The organism is Nocardia sp. NPDC004718 (assembly GCF_053601535.1).
The window spans coordinates 178,610-204,722 of sequence record NZ_JBSGCA010000005.1 but is presented as its reverse complement, the minus strand read 5'-3'; the positions used below and the strand labels follow the sequence as shown (position 1 = coordinate 204,722).

20 protein-coding genes, 4 tRNA genes and 1 pseudogene are annotated in these 26,113 nt (G+C 68.0%); 16 read left to right on the top strand and 9 right to left on the bottom strand.

What is annotated here, in order from left to right:
* From ACWEH3_RS06385 to ACWEH3_RS06365, 5 genes and pseudogenes are all read right to left on the bottom strand, one after another.
* Positions 1-276: pseudogene (locus ACWEH3_RS06385) on the bottom strand (LCP family protein); the annotation flags it as partial.
* 159 nt (positions 277-435) lie between these two features.
* Positions 436-1,563 carry a tRNA dihydrouridine synthase DusB gene (gene dusB, locus ACWEH3_RS06380; RefSeq protein ID WP_450022345.1) on the bottom strand — a complete coding sequence of 376 codons (1,128 nt, stop codon included), beginning with the start codon at positions 1,561-1,563 and terminating at the stop codon, positions 436-438.
* Positions 1,564-1,724: 161 nt separating this feature from the next.
* Positions 1,725-2,693: an acyl-ACP desaturase gene (locus tag ACWEH3_RS06375; protein ID WP_450022273.1), complete on the bottom strand. Its 969-nt coding sequence runs from the start codon at positions 2,691-2,693 to the stop codon at positions 1,725-1,727.
* Positions 2,694-4,017: 1,324 nt separating this feature from the next.
* A tRNA-Lys gene (locus ACWEH3_RS06370) sits at positions 4,018-4,090 on the bottom strand.
* A gap of 213 nt (positions 4,091-4,303) precedes the next feature.
* Positions 4,304-4,750: a hypothetical protein gene (locus ACWEH3_RS06365; protein WP_450022275.1), complete on the bottom strand. Its 447-nt coding sequence runs from the start codon at positions 4,748-4,750 to the stop codon at positions 4,304-4,306.
* 197 nt (positions 4,751-4,947) lie between these two features.
* Here ACWEH3_RS06365 and ACWEH3_RS06360 point away from each other — a divergent pair, with 197 nt between their 5' ends.
* The 7 genes from ACWEH3_RS06360 (at position 4,948) to ACWEH3_RS06330 (ending at position 8,134) form a co-directional block, all read left to right on the top strand.
* Positions 4,948-5,613 carry a TetR family transcriptional regulator gene (locus ACWEH3_RS06360; RefSeq protein WP_355077042.1) on the top strand — a complete coding sequence of 222 codons (666 nt, stop codon included), beginning with the start codon at positions 4,948-4,950 and terminating at the stop codon, positions 5,611-5,613.
* 94 nt (positions 5,614-5,707) lie between these two features.
* Positions 5,708-5,780, top strand: a tRNA-Glu gene (locus tag ACWEH3_RS06355).
* Positions 5,781-5,809: 29 nt separating this feature from the next.
* Positions 5,810-5,883: transfer RNA gene (locus tag ACWEH3_RS06350), tRNA-Asp, on the top strand.
* 58 nt (positions 5,884-5,941) lie between these two features.
* Positions 5,942-6,015, top strand: a tRNA-Phe gene (locus ACWEH3_RS06345).
* Between the two features lie 267 nt (positions 6,016-6,282).
* On the top strand, positions 6,283-6,963 hold the full coding sequence (locus ACWEH3_RS06340; RefSeq protein WP_450022277.1) for a GAP family protein: 681 nt from the start codon (positions 6,283-6,285) through the stop codon (positions 6,961-6,963).
* A gap of 73 nt (positions 6,964-7,036) precedes the next feature.
* Positions 7,037-7,219, top strand: a complete 183-nt coding sequence (locus ACWEH3_RS06335; RefSeq protein WP_355075016.1) for a hypothetical protein — start codon at positions 7,037-7,039, stop codon at positions 7,217-7,219.
* A 195-nt stretch (positions 7,220-7,414) separates the two neighbouring features.
* Positions 7,415-8,134 carry a polyprenol monophosphomannose synthase gene (locus tag ACWEH3_RS06330; protein ID WP_450022280.1) on the top strand — a complete coding sequence of 240 codons (720 nt, stop codon included), beginning with the start codon at positions 7,415-7,417 and terminating at the stop codon, positions 8,132-8,134.
* 128 nt (positions 8,135-8,262) lie between these two features.
* On the opposite strand, the gene ACWEH3_RS06325 is transcribed toward ACWEH3_RS06330, so the two are convergent.
* Both ACWEH3_RS06325 and ACWEH3_RS06320 read right to left on the bottom strand, forming a co-directional pair.
* Positions 8,263-9,672 carry an HAD-IB family hydrolase gene (locus ACWEH3_RS06325; RefSeq protein ID WP_450022282.1) on the bottom strand — a complete coding sequence of 470 codons (1,410 nt, stop codon included), beginning with the start codon at positions 9,670-9,672 and terminating at the stop codon, positions 8,263-8,265.
* Entirely contained in the window at positions 9,669-12,137 is a 2,469-nt protein-coding gene (locus ACWEH3_RS06320) for a glycerol-3-phosphate 1-O-acyltransferase (RefSeq protein ID WP_450022284.1), read from the bottom strand. The genes ACWEH3_RS06325 and ACWEH3_RS06320 overlap by 4 nt, the downstream gene beginning before the upstream one ends.
* A gap of 265 nt (positions 12,138-12,402) precedes the next feature.
* Here ACWEH3_RS06320 and nbtS point away from each other — a divergent pair, with 265 nt between their 5' ends.
* Positions 12,403-13,713: a nocobactin biosynthesis salicylate synthase NbtS gene (gene nbtS / locus ACWEH3_RS06315; RefSeq protein WP_450022286.1), complete on the top strand. Its 1,311-nt coding sequence runs from the start codon at positions 12,403-12,405 to the stop codon at positions 13,711-13,713.
* 42 nt (positions 13,714-13,755) lie between these two features.
* Here nbtS and ACWEH3_RS06310 read toward each other — a convergent pair whose 3' ends face one another.
* Positions 13,756-15,372 carry a (2,3-dihydroxybenzoyl)adenylate synthase gene (locus tag ACWEH3_RS06310; protein ID WP_450022288.1) on the bottom strand — a complete coding sequence of 539 codons (1,617 nt, stop codon included), beginning with the start codon at positions 15,370-15,372 and terminating at the stop codon, positions 13,756-13,758.
* A 199-nt stretch (positions 15,373-15,571) separates the two neighbouring features.
* Between ACWEH3_RS06310 and ACWEH3_RS06305 the strand changes: the two genes are divergently transcribed.
* From ACWEH3_RS06305 to ACWEH3_RS06280, 6 genes are all read left to right on the top strand, one after another.
* Positions 15,572-16,450, top strand: coding sequence for an oxidoreductase (locus tag ACWEH3_RS06305; RefSeq protein ID WP_450022290.1), 879 nt, complete (start codon positions 15,572-15,574; stop codon positions 16,448-16,450).
* Between the two features lie 115 nt (positions 16,451-16,565).
* A complete protein-coding gene (locus tag ACWEH3_RS06300; protein WP_450022292.1) occupies positions 16,566-17,036 on the top strand; it encodes a carboxymuconolactone decarboxylase family protein in 471 nt (156 codons plus the stop codon).
* Positions 17,037-17,338: 302 nt separating this feature from the next.
* Positions 17,339-18,430 (top strand): 3-deoxy-7-phosphoheptulonate synthase, encoded by a 1,092-nt coding sequence (locus tag ACWEH3_RS06295; RefSeq protein WP_450022294.1) that lies wholly within the window; start codon positions 17,339-17,341, stop codon positions 18,428-18,430.
* 151 nt (positions 18,431-18,581) lie between these two features.
* On the top strand, positions 18,582-19,493 hold the full coding sequence (locus ACWEH3_RS06290) for a sigma-70 family RNA polymerase sigma factor (protein ID WP_450022296.1): 912 nt from the start codon (positions 18,582-18,584) through the stop codon (positions 19,491-19,493).
* A 40-nt stretch (positions 19,494-19,533) separates the two neighbouring features.
* Positions 19,534-20,700, top strand: a complete 1,167-nt coding sequence (locus ACWEH3_RS06285) for a pyridoxal phosphate-dependent aminotransferase (RefSeq protein ID WP_450022298.1) — start codon at positions 19,534-19,536, stop codon at positions 20,698-20,700.
* Between the two features lie 49 nt (positions 20,701-20,749).
* Complete coding sequence (locus ACWEH3_RS06280; protein WP_450022300.1) at positions 20,750-21,310, top strand: dihydrofolate reductase family protein; 561 nt, start codon at positions 20,750-20,752, stop codon at positions 21,308-21,310.
* Between the two features lie 16 nt (positions 21,311-21,326).
* Here ACWEH3_RS06280 and ACWEH3_RS06275 read toward each other — a convergent pair whose 3' ends face one another.
* On the bottom strand, positions 21,327-21,971 hold the full coding sequence (locus tag ACWEH3_RS06275; RefSeq protein WP_450022302.1) for a LysE family translocator: 645 nt from the start codon (positions 21,969-21,971) through the stop codon (positions 21,327-21,329).
* Between the two features lie 165 nt (positions 21,972-22,136).
* On the opposite strand from ACWEH3_RS06275, the gene ACWEH3_RS06270 reads away from it, so the two are divergent.
* Positions 22,137-24,299 carry an acyltransferase family protein gene (locus ACWEH3_RS06270; protein ID WP_450022304.1) on the top strand — a complete coding sequence of 721 codons (2,163 nt, stop codon included), beginning with the start codon at positions 22,137-22,139 and terminating at the stop codon, positions 24,297-24,299.
* 152 nt (positions 24,300-24,451) lie between these two features.
* Positions 24,452-26,110 (top strand): DNA repair helicase XPB, encoded by a 1,659-nt coding sequence (locus tag ACWEH3_RS06265; protein ID WP_450022306.1) that lies wholly within the window; start codon positions 24,452-24,454, stop codon positions 26,108-26,110.
* Positions 26,111-26,113 lie beyond the last annotated feature (3 nt).

The following is a 26,113-nucleotide window of genomic DNA, read 5'->3' as shown; positions in this document are numbered from 1 at the left end:
GGGTTCCGCGCGGCGGCCTCGACTCGGCGCGGCGGCCGGGTCCGGCGGCGTGGACTCCGCGCGGCGACCGCGGCGGCCGGTGCGTTCGTTGTCGACTCGCTGGACGAGATCCTGAACCGTCAGCGGCGCGGAACTTTGGTCCGGAGTGGCGTCGGTATGGCGGGAACGACGAGACGTGGGTGCGGCGTCCCGGTCGGGGGAGTCCGCCGCGGGATACCGCTCCCACGGGGCGCGACCTCCGGGCCGTGGCGAACGCCCGTGCCGATCGTCACCCACCAACGAACCTCGCTTTTCGTCTTGCTTTCCGCCTGGGTCATACCGGACCGGCGGCACCGATCCCGCAATGATAACGATTCCGCCACGGCAGGCCACCCCGCGGCGAAATCGAACAGGTCACAACGGTTTGACGCCATTGTTCGCTGGGCGATTGCCGTATCACCCTCCGCTGTGCATCACATCCGCCGCGCGAGGCACCGCGGGATCGTCCGGATCGTCGAGCCAGCCGTGCGGCAGCGCGACTTTGCCCGGCGAGCCCTGCCTACCGCGCGGACCCTCCGCGTCCACCGGGAAGGGGACAGTCGGGTCGAGCTGCCCGACGAGGTCTTCCAGCTGCGCGAGGCTGCCCACGGTGGCGAACGCGCGTCGCAGGTCGGAGCCGACCGGGAAGCCCATCAGGTACCACGCCATGTGCTTGCGCAGATCGCGCATGGCTTTCTCCTCGCCGAGATGCTCGGACAGCAGCGCGCCGTGCCGGTACAGCACCGCGCCGACCCGGCCCAGGTCGGGCGCCTCCGGCAGCGGCTCACCGCGCAGCGCCGCCTGCAACTCGGCGAACAGCCACGGCCTGCCGAGGCAGCCGCGGCCGACGACCACACCGTCGCACCCGGTTTCGTCCATCATGCGGACGGCATCGGCGGCGGAGAAGATGTCACCGTTGCCGAGCACCGGAATCGAGGTGACCGCCTCCTTGAGCCGGGCGATCGCGGTCCAGTCGGCTTGGCCCGAGTACCGCTGCGCGGCCGTGCGCGCGTGCAACGCGACCGCTCGCGCGCCTTCGGCTTCGGCGATCCGGCCCGCGTCCAGATAGGTGAGGTGGTCGTCATCGATGCCGATGCGGAACTTCACGGTGACCGGGACCCCCGCCGGTTCCGCCGCGCTCACCATCGCGCGCACGATGCTCCGGAACAGCGACCGCTTGTACGGCAGGGCTGCGCCGCCGCCGAGGCGGGTGACCTTGGGCACGGGGCAGCCCAGGTTGAGGTCGATGTGGTCGGCCCAGCCCTCGCCCACGATGGTCCGCACCGCTTCGCCGAGCGTGGCCGGGTCGACGCCGTAGAGCTGCATCGAGCGGGGATGCTCGTCGGCGTCGAAGGACATCATGTGCAGCGTCTTCTCGTTACGCTCCACCACCGCCCGCGCGGTGATCATCTCGCACACGTAGATCGAGGTCGGGCTGCCGAATTCCCGGCACAACTTACGGAACGCCAGATTCGTGATGCCCGCCATCGGCGCGAGCACGACCGGCGGATCGACCGGATACGGCCCGATCCGCAGTTTCGTCATCGCCTCGGTAGTCATCGTCACGCCGACCAGTGTCTCATTTGCGCACGTAAGTCGGCCGGAGCGGGTCGTTCGCCCGGTGCGCATGTCGCGCGCCACCGGGCCGTGCGCACCGGCGCCGCCCTCGGTCTTCCGGGGCGGCGCCTGCTGTTGTTCCGCGGGTTCTATACGGAGCTGCCGACCATCGCGCGGTCGCGCTTGGCGGCCTCGCGGGCGAGCATCCGGTCGCGCTGTTCCTCGAACTTGATGACGTCCTTGCCCAGCTTGTCCAGGAAGAGGCCGAGGCGCTCGCGGACCGCCTCGCCGCGGGCGGTGAAGTCGGTGCGCTCGAAGATGTTCCACTTCTTCAGCACCGGCTGGACCACTTCCTCCAGGTGCTGGCGCAGATCGTAGATGCCGTGCTTGGCCATCAGCACGCCGTTGCGGCGGAAGTTGGGCATGCCCGCGCCCGGCATCTGGAAGTTCTCCAGGATCAGGGTGATCGCCTCGATCGCCTGGTCGGGAGACAGGTCGAGGGCGGCACCGCACATGTTGCGGTAGAAGATCATGTGCAGGTTCTCGTCGGCGGCGACGCGCTGCAGCATGCGATCGGCGATCGGGTCGTCACAGACCTTGCCGGTGTTGCGGTGGCTGACCCGGGTGGCCAGTTCCTGGAAGGTGACGTACGCGACGGAATGCAGGAAGCCCGCGTCGGCTTCCGCAGGGGAGGCGAAGCCGTTGGTCATGTGGACCATCCTGGCTTCCTCGAGCGCGACCGGATCGACGCCGCGGGTCACGACCAGGTAGTCCCGCATCACGATGCCGTGCCGGTTCTCCTCGGCGGTCCAGCGGCCGACCCAGGTACCCCACGCGCCGTCCTGAGAGAAATTCTCCGCGATCTCGCGGTGGTAAGACGGCAGGTTGTCCTCGGTGAGCAGGTTCGTGATCATGGCCGCCTTCGCGACCTCATTGAGGCGGGACTGCTCCGGATCCCAGTCCACGCCACCGAGTGCCGCGAAATTGCGGCCGTCGTCCCACGGGACGTAGTCGTGCGGGTGCCATTCCTTTGCCAGGGAGAGGTGCCGGTTGACGTTTTCTTCGGCAACCGGCTCCAACTCCGTCAGCAGCTCGAGTTGAGTCAGATCCCTTGCCATGTATGAACCCTTCAGTGTGTGCTTCCGGTCGTGCAGGTCGATCCCAAGGTAGACCGATACTGATGCGGCCATACCTTACGGCACCGTAGGTGTGATGCGAAACGCATCCGTTAGGCGATCGATGCTCTGGTGATCCACCTCATACGACCTCTTCGCCGTTCGGTGATCTCCATGAGTGTATGGGCTCTAACCGCTGCAATGGGTCTATCGACGCGGTGATAGAAGCGTTAGCCGTACGTGGGCGAACACACAAGGGCGGCCAGGTGGCCGATATGGGATCGAAACGCCCTGGTTCTGCGCGTGTCGGCGAACTGCGGTGAGCCTAGCTGCGACGTTCCTGTGAATTGGTGCCTACGACGCCCTCCGTGGAGAGCGGTCGTGAGGTCGGCGCCCGCAGGAAGTGCGTAGGCGTGATGGCGGGATCGCGGCATGTGTCTCCCGCGCGCCACGCGCTCGAGTTTCGTGACGTCCCGCGCGATCGAGCCGGCGATCCGCGATGGATCGCGGTGGAATCGGCGTCTCCGATCGCCACCCATCGCCTCCGAAGGCCAACGCCTTCATGCCGCTCTTCCCCAGTCGCACGCTCGTCGGATCTTCGCAGGCTTTTCATCCCCGATCGCCGACGGCGGTCGACTGCGCATCGCACTACGCCGACAACCCTGTCCTTCTATACGAATGCGCCGGCCGGCGGCGTATGCCACTGCCCTCGGCACTATCGGGTCATACCGCCATGGATTGTTCGTGGAGCAACGAAACATCCGGGCCGTCAGCTGTGCCGTCGTGACCCGATGGTTGTCCTGCGCCGCGAATTCTCCGTATGTATCTACTGTGCAAGCCGAGCTGTCATCGGCTTTTCCGCCGACCGGCGTACACCCGCGATCAAGCGGATATCACAACCGGCGCATGACCGACCGATACGCGAGACGCGATCTCTCTGGTCGGCGAATGTCCTATCCGAGGTAACTGTGCTGTTCGTCACATCCAACTGGCACGCCACTGATACCACTCCACAGTGGTGACCCCTATGGCTGTTCGGGGATGACCGGCGATGTCGCTCCGGCCGAGGTTCCTGCTCCGCACCGCTCGCACCGTCTACGGCGACGACTGTGCACACAGTGACCGGTGAAACGTGATCGGGGAGCGGTGTAGCCCTTCTCGCCGCCGAGCGCGCTCCCCGGAGCCGCCACCAGCGAAGCGTTGCGTGCGGCACCAGGTAATAGAGCCTCGACGCGGCGTTTCCACTGCCGCATGGCCGGCGTCGCGCGGCGGCGAACTCCGGGAAAACCGGTCGGGCGCCCGGAGCGATCCGGACGCCCGACCTTTGTGCCCCCAGTAGGGCTCGAACCTACGACCTGCGGATTAAAAGTCCGTAGCTCTACCAACTGAGCTATAGGGGCGCGGAGCAACAGTGTAGTGCGGGCGGGGGCGTATGCCCCAATCGGGGGAGTTCGTGTCGGCGGGCGGGCGGGCTGGATGGGTGGGGCGGCGTGGCGGACCCGGTGGGACGGGCGGACGCGGGGAGGTGGGTAACGCGGCGTGCGCGGTGGGCGATGCAGGCGGTAAACACTTGGCACCCAGCTTTGTTCATCTTAGCTGGATCTGGATATCATTCAAACATGTTGGCTGGCAATGTCTTTGGATTTGCAGAGGTGAACGGCTGTGGCCGGGGAAGGCGTGAGGGGCGGGTTGGCGGGCGAAACGTGGGCGGCGGCCCGTCGTCCGGGTTGTCGGTCGGCGCGCGTGAACAACTTTGAGCCGCTGGTGAATTCGCGCACCACCCGGATGAGTGGATCGGGTTGCCGAACATTTGCCGTAACAGAAAACGGAATCGGATGGCTACCTGACTCCTCGGTTTGCCGCGTGTCGGATCGGGATTCCGGGTACGGTGACGCCTTGGTGAATTCCGAAAGAATCGTCGACTCGGTCGGCGTCACGGAATTCGGATTGTCGTTGCTGTGTCCGAAGGTGCTGCGGTCGGCCCGGCCGGCCACGGCTCGACGGAACTCGATGCCGCAGGAGGAGGCACGTTCGAAACGAAGAAATGCCCGGATGCGCACCCCCTGCGGCGCACCCGGGCAGGCAAACTATACCAGCTGGTGTGTTTCAGGTTTTTAGGGCGTTTTCGTACCGAAAGTCTGCAATCGGTCGAAAACCGGGTTCCACGTATTGATAAAACTCATGAATTCGCGCCGAGGGTCCGTTCCTTCGGGGGTGGCTGATTGGCGGCGAGTAAGGCTTCGGAGGCGTTTCGAGCATGGCACGGCAGCAAGAGCGGGCGCGCCGGACACGGGCGGCGATTATCAGGTCCGCCGCCGTTGAGTTCGGGAAGAGCGGCTATGCCGCTGCATCGCTCAACCGCATATTGGAAGGATCGCGTGCCACCAAGGGCGCCATGTACTTCCATTTCGATTCGAAGGAAGACCTGGCACGCGCGGTGCTGGAGACCGCGGTGGAACGCTACCGCGCCTCCGCCGAGCGCTGGCTGGCGCGAACCGATCTCAGCCCGCTGGACATCCTGCACGGGGTGGTCGACGAGATCGCGCTGCGACTCGAGCACGACATCATCGTGCAGGCCGAGTACCGCCTGATCATCGAACCGGACTTCTATCGGGACGTGCAGGCCGGTGGCGGCCGCATCCTCGGCCGCACCACCAGGGTGCTCACCGTCCGCGCGATCGACCACGGGCAGCTGCGCGCGGACGCCGATCCCGACCGGTTCACCCGCACGCTCGCCGCGGCACTGGCCGGTCAGCGGTACATGGTGGATCTGCTCGGCGGGCAGGTCGATCTGCGGGCGCGGTTCGAGGAGGCGCTCGAGGTCGTGATGGAGGCGATGGCTACCCCGGAATGGCTGGAGAAGTTCCGCAGCGACGGGTGGCGTGCCCACGCGCGCTTGGAAGAGCTCGGTTTGAGCCTCTGACCAGCCGGTTTGGGATTCGACTCCGGTCTGTCATAAGCTATCCCAGCTCCCAACGGACAGCCGTTGAAAGCCGGTCCGGAGAAATCCGGGACGAGCCCCCTTCGTCTAGCGGCCTAGGACGCCGCCCTTTCAAGGCGGTAGCGCGGGTTCGAATCCCGTAGGGGGTACGATCCATGGATCGTTGGTAGCAGAGCATGGCCCTGTGGCGCAGTTGGTTAGCGCGCCGCCCTGTCACGGCGGAGGTCGCGGGTTCGAGTCCCGTCAGGGTCGCAAGCAAGCGCCGGAGATATCCGGCGTTTCGCGTATGGCATTCACTTCGGGTGCCTGCGGCCAGGTAGCTCAGTTGGTACGAGCGTCCGCCTGAAAAGCGGAAGGTCGCCGGTTCGATCCCGGCCCTGGCCACTTCCACTTGTTGGCGAGCCCTGTTCACGGAAAGCGTGAGCCGGGCTCGTTTCGTTATGTGGTCAATTCCTGTTCACGGGTCTGCGTCGCCCGACTCTCTCGCTTGGTGGCTTCCTTCGTCCGCGCGGGCGGACGGCTGATCGTCGTCCGGTGTGGCGTTGCTCTCTGCGCGCTGACCGCTCGATTCGATATGGCGAATCGCACAGTCGCGCATCGGGGTTCGGGATTACGCGGTTGCTTGTAGGGCGCGGGTAGGCTGGCGCGGCCATGTGGATCCTTCTCCTCGCTCTCGCGGGGTTCGCCTTCCTCGACTCGCTCGACCTGCTGCTGATCGGCGTCACCACGGCGGTGGTCTACGACAGCAGATTGAGCCGTCGCTCGCCGCTGGTGAGCGGTTTGAGCTTGCTGGCGGGCGTCTTCGCGGTCACCACCGCCTTCGGCATCTGCACGATCCTGGGGATCGGTTTTCTGACCGATCTGTTCGACTTCGAGGTCACGCCGACGGTGCGGTATCGGGGAGAACTCCTCGCGGGGGTGGTGCTGATCGCTCTCGCGAGTATTCGAATGGCCGGTACGGCGACGCCGGAGCGGGCGAGCGCGCTACGGCGGCAACCATGGGTGCTCGCCGGCCTCGGCGTGGCGATCGGCATCGCACAGGCGCCGACCGCGGTTCCCTATCTGGCCGGACTCGCGATGATCTCCGCACGGAATCCGCTACCGACGTTGTGGCCGCTGATCGTGGTCGCGTATTGCGCGTTGGCATTGCTGCCGCCGCTGGTGATACTCGGCCTCGCGACGCGGCGTACGACCGGCGCGCGGCGGATGTATCGGAAAATCGTTCGCATTATCAGCTCGTACGGACCTGCTTCGGTGCGCGTACTCTTCGCGATCTTCGGTGTGGTCGTCCTGTGCCACGCGCTCGTCCATTACCGAAGCCTCTGGCCGTGAATTGCGGAGTCCGGGCAACGGATGGTGAACGGAAAAGCGATTGAGCGGTGGTATTCGGTGGGATGCTGGAGGTATGGCTGAGCGCTGGTATTACTGCTTGAAGCACAATCGGGCCGAGCAAGGGCGGCAGTGCTGGTTCCGCGACCGGATGGGGCCGTACCCGGACAAAGCGACGGCCGAGCGCGCGCTGGAGATCGCGCACGCGCGCAACGAGCGGGAAGACGCCCGGGATCGGGCCTGGCGGGACGGGGAGTGACGCGCCCCTGGTGTTCCCCCGGGCGGTGAAGTTGATCTTGAGCCGCAGGTCGAGGGCTCGGACCGCGTCACACCGGGTGCGGCCGCTCAGGTCGCGATCAGGTGTATCGAGTACGGTTCTCCAGAACTCGACGAATGCTCGGAGGTCCTGGCGTGGGCTGCGAGCGGAAACCAGGATCAGCAGGGAGGGCGACCCTTGAGGGTTACCGTTGTTGTGCCGACCTACAACGAGCGGGAAAATCTGCCGGTTGCGGTGGAGCGGCTGACCGCGCTGCCGGTGCCCGACCTGCACGTACTCGTGGTGGACGACAGCTCGCCGGACGGCACCGGCGAGGTGGCCGACAAGCTCGCCGCCGAACTGCCGAACGTGGTCGGTGTGCTGCACCGGACCGAGAAGGACGGACTCGGCCGGGCATACGTCGCGGGCATCACTCGGGCGCTGGACGAAGGCGCGGACGTCGTGATCCAGATGGACGCCGACCTGTCGCACCCCGCCGAAGTAATCCCGGCCATGCTGGAGAAGCTCTCCGGCACCGACGCGGGCGTCGTGCTGGGTTCGCGTTACGTGCCCGGCGGCTCGACCGCCGCGGAATGGAAGTGGTATCGCAAGGCGCTTTCGGCCTGGGCCAATTTCTACGTGAACTTCATCCTGCGCTTGGGCGTCAAGGACGCCACCGCGGGCTTCAAGGCGTGGAAGGCCGACACCCTGCGCGCCATCGACGTGGGCTCCATCCGCAGCAACGGGTATTCGTTCCAGGTGGAGATGAACTACCGGACCATCAAGAAGGGGATCGCGATCGCCGAGGTCCCGATCCGCTTCGAGGAGCGGACGCTCGGCGCGTCCAAGATGAGCCTGAAGGTGCAGCTCGAGTCGGCGCTCATGCCGTGGAAGCTGCTGTTCGGGCGCGCGGTCTGAGCTTCGGCCCATGGGTCTCGCTTCTCGACGGAACGGGGCTGGATGTGTCGGTCCATAGTTAGGGCCAGAGCGCGGCCAGGGTGAGCGGCCACACGACCGGCGGCCGTCGTGGCGCGACGCCGTGCCGATCAGTGCGGCCAATTCAGTAGCGTGTCTACGAACAGCTGGCGGACCCGCTCCACGTTGTCGTCCAGATCACCCGGCTCCCACGCGCTGACGTCGATCGGGTCGAGTATCGCCACGTCGACTGTTCCTGGCCGGGCAACCATCGCGTTGCGCCAGCAGATCTCGCCCGCGTTCCGGATGACGACCGGGATCACCGGCACGCCCGCCTGCATGGCGATGTGGAATGCGCCCTTCTTGAACGGCCCGACTTCGGGGGTGTAGGAACGGGTGCCTTCCGGAGCCACCGCGACCGACAAGCCACCGCGCAGGGTCTCTACCACCGGCCGCAGCGCCGCCTTGGCCTGAGCGGTGTTCGCGCGGTCGATGAACGTCACGCCGACGAAGCGCATGAGCGGCCCGAAGACCGGATTCTTGGTCAGTTCCTTCTTACCGATCGCGGTCACCCCGCCGCCGAGCACTTCGGGCACGATGATGATGTCGAACTGGCTCTGATGGTTGAACAGGAAGACCGCGGGCCGCGGCGATCTCGCGTGCTCGCCGCCGGTGACCCGCACGCGCACGCCCGCGATGCGCAGGGTGTTGCGCGCCGCGTGCGCCATCAGCGCGTCGGCCATCCGCTGCCGGTCCCGGGTGGGCGCTTTCGACGCGACGCCGAACAGCGCGCCCCCGAGCAGCCCGGCGAATCCCGCGGCGGTGCGTACGTAATCACTCGCCCGTGGCGCGCGGCGCGGCCGGAACGTCAACGTGGCCCAGTGCTGCCGGTCGGCGGCACCGCTGAGCGCGTCGTCGGCGTTCACTGCCACCGGATGCCCCACCAGCGACAGCATGGGCAGGTCGGCGATCGAGTCGGCGTAGGCGTAGCTGTGCTCGAGATCCAGTTGGCGCGCGGCGGCGAATGTAGCCACCGCCTCGGCTTTGCCGTTGTGCCACAGCGCCTTCCCATCGGGATGGCCGGTGAGCACACCGCCGCTGGTGGCCATGGGCGTGTACAGCACGTGCTCGATGCCCAATTGCGCCGCCGCCGGTACCACCTGGAATCGGGTCAGTGAGCTGACCAGCACGATGGTGTGCCCGGCTGCTCGGTGGGCGCGGATCAGTTCCCAAGCTTCGGGATACAGGTACCCGTAGACGGTGCGCTGGAACAGGCGTCTGCCCAGGTCGTCCAACTCCTGTTCGGAGCGTCCGGCCAGCGCCTCGGACAACTCGCGCAGGAACCGGCTGTATTCGCCGTCTGTCATGTGATCGCGGATGCCGCCGAGCAGCACATCGGCGGGCTTGCGGCGCAGCCGGCGCGATTTCGGGGCGTCGACGACCGTACCGCCGAAATCGAAGATCGCGGCGACCGCGCCGCCTTGCGGACCGGAGCGGATGGCGGCGAGCGCGGCGTCGAGGTCGGCGCGCGCGTCGGTCACGACGTCTCCCGATTGGATGGATCCAGCGTGGCGGCCTGCGCGATGCGGGCGCCGATGGTGCGCAGGCGCTCGGCGAATTCGTTCCTTCGCTCGATCAACTCGGCGCGGCGCTCCTCCGGCTCGTCGTCGGACACCGTCTCCAGCAGGCCGTAGTTGTCGGCGAGCTTCAGCGCGCTGGTGAACAGCTCGGTCGAGACCGACTCCGGGCTGTGCAACCGCTGCTGCAGCATCATCTGCTTGCCGACCGCCACGCATTCGGTGATGAACTCCTTGCGGTCGATCTCGTCGCCCGCGTCCCGGGCGGCCAGCCGTTCGGCCACCACCAACTGCGCGTCGATGAACGAGCGCAGCACGCGGTGGGCCATGGTGAACCCGGAGGCGGTGAGCCTTGCCAGGATGTCGGAGCTGAGGGTGTCGCTGCGGGTATGGCTGTACCAGTCCGGATCGACCAGCAGCATTTCCGCGACCATCTGATCGGCGAACTCGCCGCGATCGGGGAAGAAGAACTCGAATTTCAGGAGGTCGCGCAGCCGGAATGCCTCGTCCCACCCTGTCTTCAGGGGGTCGGCGTCGCCGTTGTCGACCCCGGCCAGGATGGACAGTTCGAGGATGGCGCGGTTGACGAACCAGTGCACGGCGCTGTTGCGGTAGAAGGCGGCCTCGAGATGCGCGCCGGGCTCGATCGAGTACACCGGCTCGACCCCGCCGCGATACACCGTGACCACCTTGGCCAGCGAAAGCTGTTCCAGCACGACGGCCAGGCCCTGTGCGTCGCGCAGCGCGTCGAGTTCGCCGCCCGGCAGCTCGCGCTTGTCGATATAGCCGAGCACCGGGTTGAGCACCGTGCGCACCTCGCCGAGGGTGAGGGCGCGCCCGTCCACGCCCAGCAGAGCCAGGGTGACCAGCGCGCTGACGGTGATCGGGGTGACCGCGTTGATGCCGACCGCGACTTCGAACGCGAGCCGCTGCACGGCCTTTCGTTCCAGTTCGGCGATTTCCGGCGGCTCGCTGTCGACGACCCCGGCTTCCGTGCGCGGCGCCGGAATCGGCTCGGTATGGTGCAGGGGGATGGTCAGCGGCGGCGCGGTGAGCGGGTCGCCATGTGCGGCAAGACGATCGCGGGCCGACAGCGGCTCCCCGAAGCGGACGTACACGTGCCCGGCGGAGTGCTGCTGGCTGCGGATGTAGCGCGCCAGCCAGGTCAGGCCCTCCGGTTTCTTCTTGCCGCCCTCCTGCTCGGTGGCGATGGCGCCGAGCTCGTTGAGCCGCTCGTAGGTGATCGAGACCGGAACCAGCATGACGTCATCGACGCGGTTGGAACGGACCGCCGCGGCGAGGTAGTTCAGCAAGCCGTAGCGCGGGGGCCGCAGCTTGCCGGTGCGGGTGCGGCCGCCCTCGAAGTACCACTCCAGGTTGAAGCGCTTGGCCAGCAGGTAGGCGAAGTACTCCTCGACGACGGCCTTGTAGACCTCGTCGTCGCCGAAACTGCGCCGGATGAACACCGTTCCGGTGCGCCGGGCGATCGGGCCCATCGGCCAGAAGCTGAGGTTCGCGCCGCCGATCACGTGGTTCGGTGGGAAGTCGTTGCGGGCCAGCACGTCTCCCAGTACGAACGCGTCGACGTACGAGCGGTGCGAAGGCAGGAACACCAGCGGAAAGCGGCGGTTCAGGTCGCGCAAGCCGGTCAGGCCGGACTCGTCGAAGTCCACATTCCAGGTCGAAGCGTGCACCGGGCGCATGGCCTGGGTGAACAGGTCGGAAACCAGCCTGCTCTGGGCGGCGACGAGTTCGTTGAGCGCTTTCTCCGCGCGCCGGTACACCTCGTGCGGGCTCGCCCCGATCTGATCGGCGATGACTTCCAGCCTGCGCAGGAAGTCGGGTGAGTCGAGGATCTCCTCCGCGACCAGCTTGGGCACCTTGTACCGGTCGCCGATGATGGTGCGCTCGGCGCGTTCCAGCGCCACCACCGCCGCGCGCACGACGGCGCGGGCGAACGGTTCGGCGGTGCCCTTGTCGTAGAGCGCCGAAGCCTCCGGATTGTTCACGCGCAACTCGCTGAGCCGGGCCGGCGCGCCGGTCAGCACGACGTGCCGGTCCGGTGACTTGGACACCAGCTTGCGCTGTACCAGCCGATTGGGCTTGCGCGGGTTGGTCAGCAGGGCGAGATCGCCGAAGGTGACACGGCGTACGCCGTCACGTTCCTGCGGCAGCCACAGCACGCGGATCGGCACCACCAGCGGGTCGTCGCGCCTGCCGACCAGCCGTGCGGCGACGGCGCCCGCGTCCAGATCCAGCTGGGTGACCGGCGCGTCGGTACCGAACTCGGCGCTGATCCCGCCGTCGGCGAGCCACTTGCCGACGAGTTCGCGTTCCACTCCGGAGGCGGCGTCGATCAGGGCCACCACCGATCGCGGTGTGGTCCCGGGCCGGACTGTCGCGGGTGAATCGCCGCGGTGATCGATCATCGATGTTCTTCCCTCCGCAGGTGGCGCTTCCCACTATTCAATCTCGGCGGGTCTGTTCCGCGCAGGCAGTCGGCGCAGCGAGTTCGTGTGCGGGCGCCGACGTGAACGGCGCAAGCCCGGACGAAAGAACTCGGTAGGCGCGAATCATCCAGCTCGAAGCGATTTCTCGGCGTCCGCGTTGTGGCCGCGAGCACACCGGTACGATGAAGGAGGTAATGCTAACCTTACCTCTATAAGTTAGGCTAGGGTTAGCTTTGGAGGATCGTTGTCGACCACGGAACGCCTGCGGATTGAGTATGTGACCGATCCGGCGGCAGCGATGTCCCGGCTGGCGGGGGCGGATCGGTTCGGCGAGTACGTGATGTACGAGCGTCCGGGGGAATGGGTGTTCGCCGCCGATCCGCTCGGCAGTGTCGAACTGGATGTGCGAGAGCTGCGCGTCACCTGGCAAGCGGAGACCACGACCAGCCGGTGGGATGGCAATCCGGCGGCGGTGATCGACCGCGCGCTCGGCGCGCTGCCCCTCGACGGGCGGAATGCGTACGGCTGGATCGGATTCGAGTTCTGCGCGTGGGCGCTCGACGCCACGGAGCACCTCGATTCGCGCACCGCATTGGCGCACCTGATGGTTCCCCGCATCGAGGTCAGGGTGGGCGAATTCGGCATCCGGGTATCGGGTGCGACGCCGTCGGAGATGGCGGACATTCACGAGCTGATCGCGCAGTCGCAGAACACCGGACTGCCGCAGGCGCATCCGGCCGACATCCGCATCGACCCCACCGGCTACCGGGACCGGGTGGCCGAGGCGGTCGGCGAGATCCGGGCCGGGCGTTATCAGAAGGTCATTCTGTCCAGGAAAGTCGATCTGCCGTTCGCCGTTGATGTTCCGGCGACCTATCGGCTCGGGCGCGCGCACAACACTCCGGCACGGTCGTTCCTGCTGCGGCTCGGCGGCCTGGAAGCGGCGGGCTTCAGTCCGGAACTGGTCGCGTCGGTGGACGACGATCGGGTGGTGACCACCGAGCCGCTGGCGGGCACCCGCGCGTTCGGCCGCGGCGCCGCGGCCGATCTCGCCGCCAGGGCCGATCTGATCACCGATCCGAAAGAGATCGTGGAACACGCCATTTCGGTGCAGACCTCGTTCGCGGAGATCACGGCGGTCGCCGATCCCGGCACCCCCGCGGTGTCGGACTTCATGGCCGTGCGTGAGCGTGGCAGCGTGCAGCATCTGGCGTCCACAGTGCGCGGGCGGCTGGCCGCGCACCGGTCCAGCTGGGACGCGCTGGAGGTGCTGTTTCCGTCGGTGACCGCCTCGGGAATCCCCAAGCGGGAGGGCGTCGACTCGGTGTTCCGGCTCGATCACGACCCGCGCGGGCTGTACTCCGGTGCGGTGGTGACCGTTGCGCCGACCGGTGCGCTGGAGGCGACCCTGGTGCTGCGCGCGGTGTACCAGAACGCGGAGGGAGCCTGGTTGCGCGCGGGCGCGGGCATCGTCGGTCAGTCCCGGCCGGAGCGTGAGTTCGAGGAGACCTGCGAGAAGCTGGGCAGCATCGCGCCTTACGTCGTCAAGGCCTGAGGCGGTACGGGGCAGCGCACCGGTGGTGCGCTGCCCGTCGATCTAGGACTCGGCGCGCAGCGCCTTCTTGTCGATCTTGCCGACCGCGGTGATCGGCAGCTTGTCGCTGCGGCGCAGCACGTCCGGCAGTTTGTAGGTGGCCAGCCCGCGCGCGGTGAGGAAGGACTTGATCCCGGCCAGCGTGGGCATCTCACCATCGACGACCAAGATGGCACAAACTTTTTCGCCCAGCACCGCGTCGGGCAGCCCGACGGCGGCGGCATGCCGGACCGCGGGATGGGCGAGCAGATGTTCCTCGAGTTCGTCACACGACACGTTCTCGCCGCCGCGATTGATCACGTCCTTGATCCGGCCGGACACCACCAGATGCCCGCTGGGCAGGCGGCGGACCAGATCTCCGCTGCGATAGAAGCCGTCCGGTGTGAACGCGCGTGCGTTGTGCTCGGCCGCTCGGTAGTAGCCGCGGATCGTGTACGGCCCCCTGGTCAGCAGCTCGCCCTCAGCGCCGGGCGCCACATCGTTGCCGTCGCCGTCTACCACGCGGATCTCGTCGGCGGGCGAGAGCGGACGGCCCTGGCTGGTGTGCAGCAGTTCGGCCCGATCGTCCAGCCGGGTGTAGTTGATCAGGCCCTCGGCCATGCCGAATACCTGTTGCAGGGTCGCGCCGAGCGCCGGGGTCACTTCTTTGGCATTGACCTCGGCCAGTCGTGCGCCGCCCACCTGCAGCAGGCGCAGCGAACTCAGGTCGGCCTCTTCCCATTCGGTGGCCGCGCACCAGAGTTGGGCCAGCGGCGGCACGACGGCGGTCACCGTGACCCGGTGCCGCTCGATCGCGGCGAACGCGCTTTCCGGACTGGGGTCGCCGACGAAGGCGACCGCGCCGCCCACGCCGACGGTGCCGAGGATGCCGGGGCAGGCCAGCGGAAAGTTGTGCGCGGCGGGCAGTGTCGCGAGATAGACGTCCTGCTCGGTCAACGCGCACACCTCGGCGCTCGCGGTGGCGTTGTAGACGTAGTCGTCGTGCGTGCGCGCGATGAGTTTCGGCAGGCCGGTGGTTCCGCCGGAGACCAGCATCAGGGCGATATCGCCCGGATCGATCTCGGGCAGTTCGCCGCCGTCGCGCGGTACCGAGGTGAGGTCGGTGAACGGCCCCGGCTCGCCGAGCACCAGGACGTGGCGCAGTGACGGCACCGCGTCCCGCACGGTCGAGGCCAGTTCGCGGTAGTCGAAATCGCCTGCCCGGTCGGCGACGATATAGCCGACCGCGTCGGAAAGCCGCGCCAGATGCTCGATTTCGGCTCGGCGATGCGCGGGCAGACTCAAGACGGGGATGATTCCGGCGCGCAGCAGGCCGAACAACACGGTCATGAACTCGGGCACATTAGGTAGCTGGACGACCACGCGGTCGCCGGGAGTAATGCCGAGCGCAAGCAGCCCGTGGGCCATCCGGTCCGCGGCGGCGTCGACGTCGGCGTAACTGTGCGAGCCCTCCGCATCGAAGAGCGCGGGGCGCTGGGGATGCCGGTGTGCGCTCGCGCGCAGAAGATCGTCGAGCGGGCGCCCGGCCCAGTAGCCCGCGGCTCGGTACTGCGCGGCCGCGTCGGCGGGGAAAGGTACGTAGCCGTCGCGATGCGCGGACCCGGTCGGTGTGGAAGTCACGTCTGCCTCACAAATCGAGCAAAGGTTCGCTTATATAGGTTAGGCAACCCTACTTCACGGCTGGGTTGGCGCCGTCATGATCATCGATTCCGGCCGGTGGCGGCACCGTCGCCGCGACGCTTCCGGCGTCGGGTGAATGCCGTCGCCCGGGCGTGTTCGAACCTGCCGCCGGGTGCCGCCGGGCACTAGACTTTCCGGCATGACCAGGTGGGACACCTCGAACATCCCCAGCCAAAGCGGCCGGAAGTTCATCGTGACAGGGGCCAACAGTGGCCTGGGGGCCGAGACGGCGCGCGCGCTGGCCGCGGCGGGCGGCGAGGTGGTGCTCGCCTGCCGGAACGTGGCCAAAGGCGAGCGGGTGGCCGCCGGACTCGGCGACCGGGCGCAGGTTCGCGAACTCGATCTGGCTGATCTCGATTCGGTCCGCGCGTTCGCCCAGAGCGTCGACGGGATCGATGTGCTCATCAACAACGCGGGCGTGATGGCTGTGCCCGAAGGCCGCACCGCCGACGGATTCGAGAAACAGGTCGGCACGAACCATCTCGGTCACTTCGCGCTCACCGGCCTGCTGCTGGACAAGATCTCCGACCGGATCGTCACCGTCTCCAGCGGCGCGCATCAGGTCGGCAAGATCGACTTGGACGATCTCAACTGGGAGCGGCGCAAGTATCAGCGGTGGGCCGCCTACGGGCAGGCCAAGCTGGCCAACCTGATGTTCGCTCGCGAACTGCAGCGCAGGTTGACGGCCGCGGGCTCCAGGAAACTCTCGGTCGCCGCGCATCCCGGCTATGCCTCCACTGAATTGCAGTCGCACACCGAGTCTTTCCTGGACCGGGTGATGTGGGTCGGCAACCGGTTGCTCGCGCAGAGCGCCGCGATGGGCGCGCTGCCGACGCTGTTCGCCGCGACCACCGACGTCCAGCCGGGCGGCTACTACGGACCCACCGGCCTGGGTGGCATGCGTGGGTACCCGGGGTTGTCCGGGTCGTCGAAAGCGTCCAGGGACGAGAAGGTGGCCGCCGACTTGTGGGACTTGTCCGAGAAACTGACCGGGGTCACCTACGACTTCACGAAATGACCGCAGTCCTTCCCGTGGACGCGATGTGACCTACGTCTCATAAGTCGTTGTCACACTCCGTCTTTCCGCGTCGTCCTCCTTGTGAACCCACAGGGGACGACAAAGGACGGACATCATGGAACAGCGCTTCGAACTCTTCGCCAGCCCGGTCGGCGCCAGCTTCATCAAGCGGCTCACCATGGCCTCCAAGGTGATCGACGATTCCACCCTGGACGCAGCGACCTACGAGTTGGTGAAGATTCGCGCCAGCCAGATCAACGGCTGCGGTTACTGCACCGACATGCACACCAAGGACGCCGCGCACGCGGGCGAAACCTCCGTGCGGCTCAACCTGGTCGCCGCCTGGCACGACGCCACCGTCTTCACCGAGGCCGAGCGCGCCGCGCTGGCGCTGACCGAGGAGGCCACCCGGATCGGCGACGGACGCGTGGTCAGCGACGCGGTGTGGCAGGAGGTGCGCAAGCATTACGACGACGACCAGATCGCCGCCCTCATCGCCGCCATCGCGATGATCAACGCCTGGAACCGGATGAACGTCATCGCCCGCACCCCGGCCGGTGATTACGTGCCCGGTCAGTGGGGATGAGCCGGATCGTCCGGCATCGCCCGCGCCGTTCGAGGCCCTTTGTCACGTGGGCCGCGAACGGCGCTTGGGGGTCCGCTCCCCGTCGAAACACACCGTGGCAGATAACACAGTTCACCGATCGGATGCGGACTGGTACTGTGCCTGACGTGCAGCGCGTGTATTTCTGGTTTAGCAAGCCGGCCCTGGGTGGGCTGGTCTGCGGCAACCGCGTGCGCTGACGAACTTCCACCCCGAGCCGGACGATGGACCGGCTCGACGGGATTCTCATCCGTGGGTCGGCCCCGAGAAAAGGAACCCACGACATGACAACCGCAGCCGACGTCGACGCACGGCATTCGGATCTGGATGATCAACGCACCCTCAACGTGAGCCCGCTGCGCTCGCCCGCGGAGGTGCGTCGGGTGCACCCGATCACCGATGCCCTCGCCGACACCGTCCGTGCGGGACGCAAAGCCACCGTCGACGTGCTGAACAGCGTGGATGATCGCCTGATGGTGATCGTCGGCCCGTGCTCCGTGCACGACCCCGCCGCCGCACTGGATTACGCGCGCCGTCTGGCGGCCAAGGCCGCGGAGCTGGACGATCGACTGCACGTGGTGATGCGGGTCTACTTCGAGAAGCCGCGCACCAGCTTGGGCTGGAAGGGCCTGATCAACGACCCGCACTTGGACGGATCGTTCGACGTGAACACCGGTTTGGGGTTCGGCCGCAAGCTGCTGGTCGACATCACCGCCCTCGGTCTTCCGGTGGCCTGTGAGTTCCTTGACCCGATCACGCCGCAGTACATCGCGGATCTGGTGTCCTACGGCGCGATCGGCGCGCGCACCGCGGCCAGTCAGGTGCACCGCCAGCTCAGCAGCGCGCTGTCGATGCCGGTCGGCATCAAGAACGGCACCGACGGCGACGTCCAGGTGGCGGTGGACGGCGTGCGCGCCGCGGCGGCCAGTCATGTGTTTCCCGGTACCGACCTCGACGGACGCTCCGCGCTCATCCGCACCACCGGCAATCCGGACTGCCATGTGATCCTGCGCGGCGGCAGCACCGGGCCGAACTACGACGCGGCTTCGGTCGCCGAGGCGTGCCTGCGGCTGGAGAAGGCGTCGCTACCGCAGCGGATCGTGGTGGACGCCAGCCACGGCAACAGCAACAAGGACCACAACAAGCAGGCCGACGTGGTCACCGACATCGCACGGCGGCTGGCGGCGGGCGAGTCGAGCGTAGTGGGCGTGATGCTGGAGAGCTTCCTGATCGCGGGACGCCAGGACCTCACTCTCGGCCACGCCGATGAGCTCACCTACGGCCAGTCGATCACCGACGCCTGCTTGGACTGGGAGACCACCGCCGTGCAGCTGGACCGCCTCGCGGAGGCGGTGCGGCAGCGCCGCGAGCGCTGATCAGAGCCGGGAAACCGCCGACGCAAGTCAGCTGGGCAGGTGGCGCGAACGCGAGGCCCGCTTCGGTCTACAGCACAGTGGATCATCCGGTTTGTCCGGCGCCGGCCGCCGATGCCGGGATGATGCGAACCGGACCGTAGACTTCCCGTCGATGGTTGCCGCGCTGCTTTCCGACCTGTTCGAGTCACATCGAGCGCATCTGCTCTCGGTCGCCTATCGACTGACGGGCAGCGTCGGCGATGCCGAGGACGCGGTGCAGGAGAGCTGGTTGCGCTTGGCGGGCGCGCACCAGTCCGAGATCGATGATCTGCGAGCTTGGCTGACCACCGTGGTGAGCCGGATCTGCCTGGATCGTCTGCGGAGCGCCGCGGCGCGGCGAGAGAGTTATGTGGGCCAGTGGCTGCCGGAACCCGTGGTCACCGCTCGCACACCGTCGAGCGCTCCCGACCCGTTGGAAGCCGTGGTGCGCAAGCAGGAGTGCCGGTTCGCCGCGCTGATCGTGCTGGACACCCTGACGCCGCCGCAGCGGGTGGCCTTCGTGCTGCACGACGGGTTGTCGGTGCCGTTCGACGAGATCGCCGACATCCTCGGCATCTCCGCCGACGCGGCGCGGCAGCTGGCGGTGCGTGCCCGCAAGGCGGTGGCGCAGACGCCGCAACCGGTGCCCGACGCCGAGCACGAGGCCGCCGTGCAGCGTTTCCTCGTCGCGCTGAGCGCGGGTGACGTGGCCGCCGTCGCCGCGGCGCTGCATCCGGACGCGATCATGATCGGCGATGCCAACGGCACCACCGCCACCGCGATCAACGTCCTGCACGGCGCGGATCGCATCGCTCGTTTCTATTTGGGCCTGGTGCGCAAGTACGGGCTCGAGGACGCCTCGCAGGTGTACGCGTTCGTCTCGGTGAACGGGCAATTGGGTATCAGCGTCGCGGCGCGTCCGGAGACCGAGGGCAGGGGCGGTTATCCCGCGCGAGTCGTCGGCTTCACGGTTCGGGACGGATTGGTCTGGGGCACCTACGACGTGGCGAATCCGGCCAAGCTGGGTGGCGTCCGGCTGGGTTGAGCCCGGTTTGTGAGGTGGACCGCTGGACTAGTCTCCGGGTATGCCCTCGCGACATCCGACCGTTGCCCGTCTGCGCCCTTTCGCGTCCACCATCTTCGCCGAGATGACCGAACTCGCCGTTCGGCACGACGCGGTCAACCTGGGCCAGGGGTTCCCGGACACCGACGGGCCCGCGAGCATGCTGGAAGTGGCGCGCCGCGCCATCGCGGACGGACTCAACCAGTACCCGCCGGGACGCGGTATGCCGGTGCTGCGCCGAGCCGTCGCCGACGACCGGGCCCGGCGCTACGGAACCTCCTACGATCCCGATTCGCAAGTGCTGGTGACCGTGGGTGCGACCGAGGCGATCAGCGCGGCGGTGCTCGGCTTGGTCGAGCCGGGCGAGGAGGTAGTGCTGATCGAGCCGTACTACGACTCCTATGCCGCGGCCGTGGCACTGGCCGGCGCCCGACGGCGCACGGCGCGTCTGGTGGCCGACGGGGATCGGTTCGTCCTGGACTTGGACAGTCTGCGTGCGGCCATCACCCCGGCCACCCGGATGCTCATCGTCAACTCGCCGCATAATCCGACCGGCACGGTCCTCGGAGGCGCGGACCTGCTCGCCATCGCCGAGATCGCCCGCGAGCACGACATTCTGGTGCTCACCGACGAGGTCTACGAGCACCTGGTCTACGACGGCGCCGAGCACATCAGCCTGGCCACCTTGCCTGGCATGGCCGAGCGGACGGTCGTGGTTTCCAGCGCGGCGAAGACCTTCAGCGTCACCGGGTGGAAGACCGGGTGGGCGTGCGGGCCCGCCGACCTGATCGACGGGGTGCTCGCCGCCAAACAGTTCCTGACCTTCGTGGCGGGCGGGCCGTTCCAACCCGCCGTCGCGCACGCGATCAACCACGAGTTGGAGTGGGTCGGCAAGCTGCGGGACTCCTTGTCGGAGAAACGGCTCCGCCTCTCCGCGGCGCTCGCCGATACCGGTCTGCGGGTGTACCCGAGCGCGGGCGGTTACTTCGTCGTCGCAGATATCACGCCGCTCGGCGCCGCCGACGGCCTGACCTTCTGCCGTGAGTTGCCCAAGCGGCTCGGCGTCGCGGCGGTGCCGGTCAGCGCGTTCGCCGACGACACGGCCGCCTGGAGTCATCTGGTGCGGTTCACCTTCTGCAAGCGCGACGAAACGCTCGACGAAGGGGTCCGCCGGTTGCGTCACGGTTGATCCAGAACCATGACGTGGACTGTCATGTTTCGCTGGCAACGTGCACGGCATGGCAACTCAGTACTACACGGCAACCAGTCTCGACGGATATCTCGCCGACACGGAGAACTCGCTCACCTGGCTTTTCGAGGTGGACGGAGCGGACGAGGCGCAGGCGGGCATCGCGGGCTTCCTCACGCAGGTAGGCGCCATGTGCATGGGCGCGACCACCTACGAATGGGTCGTGGCGAACGAACCACCGGAGAACTGGAGTAAGTACTACGGCGACCTCCCGTGCTGGGTCTTCACCCACCGGGATCTTCCCGCGATACCGGACGCGAATCTGCGGTTCGTCGCAGGGCCGGTCGAGTCGGTGCACCGGGAGATGGCCGAGGCGGCCGGTGCCCGCAATATCTGGATCGTCGGGGGCGGGGACCTGGCCGGGCAATTCGCCGACGCCGGCCTGCTCGACGAGGTCATGGTGAGCGTCGCTCCGGTGACGCTGGGCGCGGGCGCCCCGCTGCTGCCGCGGCGCATCCTTTCCAGCCGGATGCGGCTCACCGCGGTGCAGCAGGCCGGTCAGTTCGTGGAACTGCGCTACCGGTTGGCGAACCCGGCCGATCGGCGCTGAGTCGAGGCCGTTCGGCTCAGGCCGGGATGGGGCGGGCGCGGTCGGTGGCGAGCAAGGCGGCGATGGCGCCGAGCATCGTGCCGGTGAGGTATCGCTGAGTGCGCAGCCACAGGGGGCGGGCGGCGAGGAACGTCGCCAGGCCGCCCGCCCCGAGGACGATCAAACCGTTCACGGTGAGCGCCACCGCGATCTGCACCATGCCCAGGCACAGGCTCTGCAACCACACTTTCCCGTGCTCCGGCGTGACGAACTGCGGGATCAGCGCCATGTACATGATCGCGATCTTCGGATTCAGCAGGTTGGTGACCAGCCCCATCGTGAACAACCGCCGGATGGGGTCCGCGGACAGCGCCGCGGGCGCGAAGACCGAGACGCCGCCCGGTCGCAGCGCCTGCCAGGCCAGCCACCCCAAGTACGCGGCTCCCGCCAGCTTCACCGCCAGATACAGGCCGGGGACCACCGCGAACACCGCTGTGATCCCCGCTGTCGCCGCCGCCAGATACACCCCGAACCCCGCCGCTACCCCCGCCAACGACACCAACCCGGCCCGTCGCCCCTGCGACACCGTCCGCGACACCAGATACATCATGTTCGGCCCCGGCGTGAGCACCATCCCCAACGCCGCCACCGCGACCCCGACCACCGCAGCCATCTCGATCATGCCCCGATCCTCGCCCGCCCCACCGCTCCTTGTCGCGGTCCACTCGACACCCGCTGGACGGGTCGAGACCTCGAAGGGCCGAGCGCGGCAAAGATGCAGGCCAAGGGGCTTCAAGGGCGGCGCGTCGGCAGGACTTGCCCGGCGGGACCGATGACAATGCTGCGCATGGCGGCCACGGTCAGCGGGTTGGGAAATCGGCGGGCGAAGCTACTCGACGGAGTGTCGCCGGGGGCGGCGTTTCGACCCGACATCGAGGGAATGCGGGCGGTCGCGGTACTGGCCGTGGTGCTTTTCCATGCCGGTGTGCCGGGGATCGGCGGTGGATTCGTCGGTGTGGACGTCTTTTTCGTCATTTCCGGCTTTCTGATCACGGGCATGCTGTACCGCGGGGCGGCGGCCACCGGCACGGTCGAGTTGGTGCGGTTCTACGGCGCGCGGGCTCGCAGGCTGCTGCCTGCCGCGGGTGTCGTGCTGGTCGCCACGGCGATCGCCGCGGTCGTGCTCCTGCCGCCCTTGCAAGCCCGCCGGGTACTCGGCGACGGGATCGCGAGCGCGCTCTACGCCGGGAACTACCGGTTCGCCCTGGAGGGCACCGATTACCTCGCCGCGGATGCGCCGCCCTCGCCGTTTCAGCACTTCTGGTCGCTCGGCGTGGAGGAGCAGTTCTACCTGCTGTGGCCCGCGCTGCTGCTCATGACGACATGGCTGGTGCGACGGCGTCGGAGCGGTTCGGCCACGGCGCTGCCGTATCTGATCGTCCTCCTCGTCGTCGCCGCGCTGTCCTTCGCGGTCGCGCTGACCTGGACCCGGACCCTGCCACCGTGGGCGTTCTTCGCCCTGCCCGCACGGGCGTGGGAACTGGCGGCGGGCGGCATGGTGGCGCTGTCGGCCGCCTTCTGGGCCCGCGCGCCGAAATCGGTGTCCACCTGCGCGGGATGGGCGGGGGCCGGGTTGGTCGTCGTGGCCTGTCTTCGGCTCGACGAGAAGACCCCGTATCCCGGCGTCGCGGCGCTGCTCCCCGTGCTCGGCGCGGCCCTGGTCATCGCAAGTGGCTGCGCCGCAACCCGATTCGGTGTCGGTCGCGTCCTGGCAGTGCCCGAGATGCAGGCCATCGGCAGACTGTCCTACTCGTGGTACCTCTGGCACTGGCCGGTGCTGGTGCTGGCCCCGCATGCGCTCGGCCGCCCCCTCGGGCTGGTCGGTGCGCTGGGCGCGGTCGCCATGGCCGGTGGGCTCGCCGTGCTCACCCAGCGGCTGATCGAGGATCCGGTTCGCTTCGCCGCACGCCTGCGCGATTCGGGCGGGCTCAGTCTCGCCTGCGGTGGTGTGAGCACCGCGCTCGCCATCGGTGTGGCGCTCGTGCTGCTGGTGGTCGTGCCCGCGCCGGTCGGGCGGGGCGCGGCGGCGCAGAGCCTCGTGCTGATGACACCGGCCGCACCGGCCACTCCCACCGCCGACCCCTACGACGCGGCGGTCGAGCAGCTGACCGCGCAGACCCGGGCCGCGGTCGCGGCCTCGGCCGAGATCCGTGAGGTCCCGTCGAACCTCACACCCCCGCTGTCGAACGCGCGCGGCGACAGAGCGGAGGTGTTCGACAACGGTTGCTTTCGTTCCTGGCCCGACGTGGGCCAGGGCGAGTGCGCGTCCGGCGATCCGGATTCGGCCACCACGGTCGCGTTGGTCGGCGATTCCCACGCGGCGATGTGGCAACCGGCGTTCGAGCACATGTCGGTAGCGCACCATTGGCGGCTGGAGACCATGGCGAAGGTCACCTGTCCGCTGCTCGATCTGCCCATCACCAGTCCCTACCTGGGTCGGACGTACACCGAATGCGAACAGTGGCGCGGGCAGATCATGACCCGGTTGCGGCACGAACGGCCCCGGCTGATCGTGGTCGGCATGTCCCGCCGCTACGGCGGCGACTTCGGCTTCGTGACCTACGACCCGGCGTGGATCGACGGCGTGCGTCGCCTGGTCGCCCAGCTGCGCGAGTCGGGCGCGGCCGTCCTCGTGCTCGGCGGCATCCCCGATCCACACGCCACCGTGCCGGCGTGCGTGGCCGAGCACATCGCCGACGCCTCCGCATGCGCCCCCACCCGAGCGGTGGCGGTCGACGACGCGGGCATCGCCGCCGAACGCGCGGCAGCTGCGGCGGGCGGCGGCCAGTACGCCGATCTGACCCCGCTGTTCTGCACCACCGCCCGGTGTCCCGTCATCGTCGGGAACACCCTCGTCTACCGTGACGACAATCACCTGACGAGCGGTTACGCCACGACGCTCGCCCCGGTCGTCGGCGCGCTCGCCGAACGGGCGCTCGCGCGCGGCTGAGCCGTCCCGGCGCGGTCCGCGGGAAGACATCGCGCCGTTCCGGCGTTGCATCCGGTCGCTGCCGCACCCGCGCCCTGCGGGAGAGGCCGGTAACCTGCGGGGTTGTCGGAGGGGTCGGGGAGAATGGCGGGGAATCTAGCTGAGGAGGGACTGTGAACGACGGTCCGCTGATCGTGCAGAGTGACAAAACACTGCTGCTGGAGGTCGACCACGAGTTGGCCGATGCCGCGCGGCAGGCGATCGCGCCGTTCGCCGAGCTGGAGCGGGCGCCCGAGCACGTGCACACCTATCGGGTGACCCCGCTGGCGCTGTGGAACGCGCGCGCGGCCGGGCACGACGCCGAACAGGTGGTGGACGCGCTGGTCAGCTTCTCCCGGTACGCGGTGCCGCAGCCGCTGCTGGTCGACGTGGTGGACACCATGGCCCGCTACGGCAGGTTGCAGCTGGTGAAGCATCCAGCGCACGGGTTGACGCTGGTCAGCCTGGATCGCGCGGTGCTGGAGGAGGTGCTCCGGCACAAGAAGATCGCGCCCATGCTCGGCGCGCGCATCGATGACGACACGGTGGTGGTGCACCCGTCCGAGCGCGGCCGGATCAAGCAGACGCTGCTGAAGATCGGCTGGCCCGCCGAGGACCTCGCGGGTTACGTCGACGGCGAGGCGCACCCGATCGACCTCGACTACGCGACCGACGGCTGGCATCTGCGCGATTACCAGCAGATGGCCGCCGACTCGTTCTGGGCGGGCGGCTCCGGGGTGGTGGTGCTGCCCTGCGGCGCGGGCAAGACGATGGTCGGCGCCGCGGCGATGGCCAAGGCGAAGGCCACCACGCTGATCCTGGTCACCAACACGGTGGCGGGCAGGCAGTGGCGGCGTGAACTGCTCGCCCGCACCTCGCTCACCGAGGACGAGATCGGCGAGTACTCCGGTGAGCGCAAGGAGATCCGCCCGGTCACCATCGCCACCTACCAGGTGATCACCCGGCGCACCAAGGGCGAGTACAAGCACCTGGAACTGTTCGACAGCCGCGACTGGGGGCTGGTCATCTACGACGAGGTGCACCTGCTGCCCGCCCCGGTCTTCCGGATGACCGCGGATCTCCAGTCCCGCCGCAGGCTCGGCCTGACGGCGACCCTGGTGCGCGAGGACGGCCGCGAGGGCGACGTGTTCTCGCTGATCGGCCCGAAGCGCTACGACGCGCCGTGGAAGGACATCGAGGCTCAGGGCTGGATCGCTCCGGCCGACTGCATCGAGGTCAGGGTCACGCTGACCGACGCCGAGCGGATGGCCTACGCGACCGCCGAGCCGGAGGAGCGCTACAAGCTGTGCTCCACCGCACACACCAAGATCGCCGTGGTCGAGTCGATCCTGGCTCGGCACCAGGATGCGCCGAGCCTGGTCATCGGCGCGTACCTGGACCAACTGGACGAACTCGGGGTGGCACTCGACGCGCCCGTGATCCAGGGGTCGACGAAGACCAAGGAGCGGGAGGAGCTCTTCGACGCGTTCCGGCGCGGCGAGATTCCGGTGCTCGTGGTGAGCAAAGTGGCGAACTTCTCCATCGATCTGCCGGAAGCGTCCGTGGCCGTCCAGGTTTCGGGTACCTTCGGCTCGCGACAGGAGGAGGCGCAACGTCTCGGGCGGCTCTTGCGTCCGAAACACGATGGCGGACAGGCGCATTTCTACTCGGTCGTCGCGCGCGACACCCTGGACGCCGAATACGCCGCGCATCGTCAGCGTTTCCTCGCCGAACAGGGGTACGCCTATCGCATCACGGATGCCGACGACTTGCTCGGACCCGCCATCGGATAAGCG

What these genes read in the sequence shown, in the direction of transcription:
- ACWEH3_RS06305 (WP_450022290.1), top strand. Translation starts at nt 15,572, where the DNA reads ATGACCAGGTGGGACACCTCGAACATCCCCAGCCAAAGCGGCCGGAAG.
- dusB (WP_450022345.1), bottom strand. Translation starts at nt 1,563, where the DNA reads ATGACGAAACTGCGGATCGGGCCGTATCCGGTCGATCCGCCGGTCGTG.
- ACWEH3_RS06295 (WP_450022294.1), top strand. Translation starts at nt 17,339, where the DNA reads ATGACAACCGCAGCCGACGTCGACGCACGGCATTCGGATCTGGATGAT.
- ACWEH3_RS06300 (WP_450022292.1), top strand. Translation starts at nt 16,566, where the DNA reads ATGGAACAGCGCTTCGAACTCTTCGCCAGCCCGGTCGGCGCCAGCTTC.
- ACWEH3_RS06320 (WP_450022284.1), bottom strand. Translation starts at nt 12,137, where the DNA reads ATGATCGATCACCGCGGCGATTCACCCGCGACAGTCCGGCCCGGGACC.
- ACWEH3_RS06375 (WP_450022273.1), bottom strand. Translation starts at nt 2,693, where the DNA reads ATGGCAAGGGATCTGACTCAACTCGAGCTGCTGACGGAGTTGGAGCCG.
- ACWEH3_RS06280 (WP_450022300.1), top strand. Translation starts at nt 20,750, where the DNA reads ATGGCAACTCAGTACTACACGGCAACCAGTCTCGACGGATATCTCGCC.
- ACWEH3_RS06340 (WP_450022277.1), top strand. Translation starts at nt 6,283, where the DNA reads ATGTGGATCCTTCTCCTCGCTCTCGCGGGGTTCGCCTTCCTCGACTCG.
- ACWEH3_RS06270 (WP_450022304.1), top strand. Translation starts at nt 22,137, where the DNA reads ATGGCGGCCACGGTCAGCGGGTTGGGAAATCGGCGGGCGAAGCTACTC.
- ACWEH3_RS06290 (WP_450022296.1), top strand. Translation starts at nt 18,582, where the DNA reads ATGGTTGCCGCGCTGCTTTCCGACCTGTTCGAGTCACATCGAGCGCAT.
- ACWEH3_RS06285 (WP_450022298.1), top strand. Translation starts at nt 19,534, where the DNA reads ATGCCCTCGCGACATCCGACCGTTGCCCGTCTGCGCCCTTTCGCGTCC.
- ACWEH3_RS06360 (WP_355077042.1), top strand. Translation starts at nt 4,948, where the DNA reads ATGGCACGGCAGCAAGAGCGGGCGCGCCGGACACGGGCGGCGATTATC.
- ACWEH3_RS06275 (WP_450022302.1), bottom strand. Translation starts at nt 21,971, where the DNA reads ATGATCGAGATGGCTGCGGTGGTCGGGGTCGCGGTGGCGGCGTTGGGG.
- ACWEH3_RS06335 (WP_355075016.1), top strand. Translation starts at nt 7,037, where the DNA reads ATGGCTGAGCGCTGGTATTACTGCTTGAAGCACAATCGGGCCGAGCAA.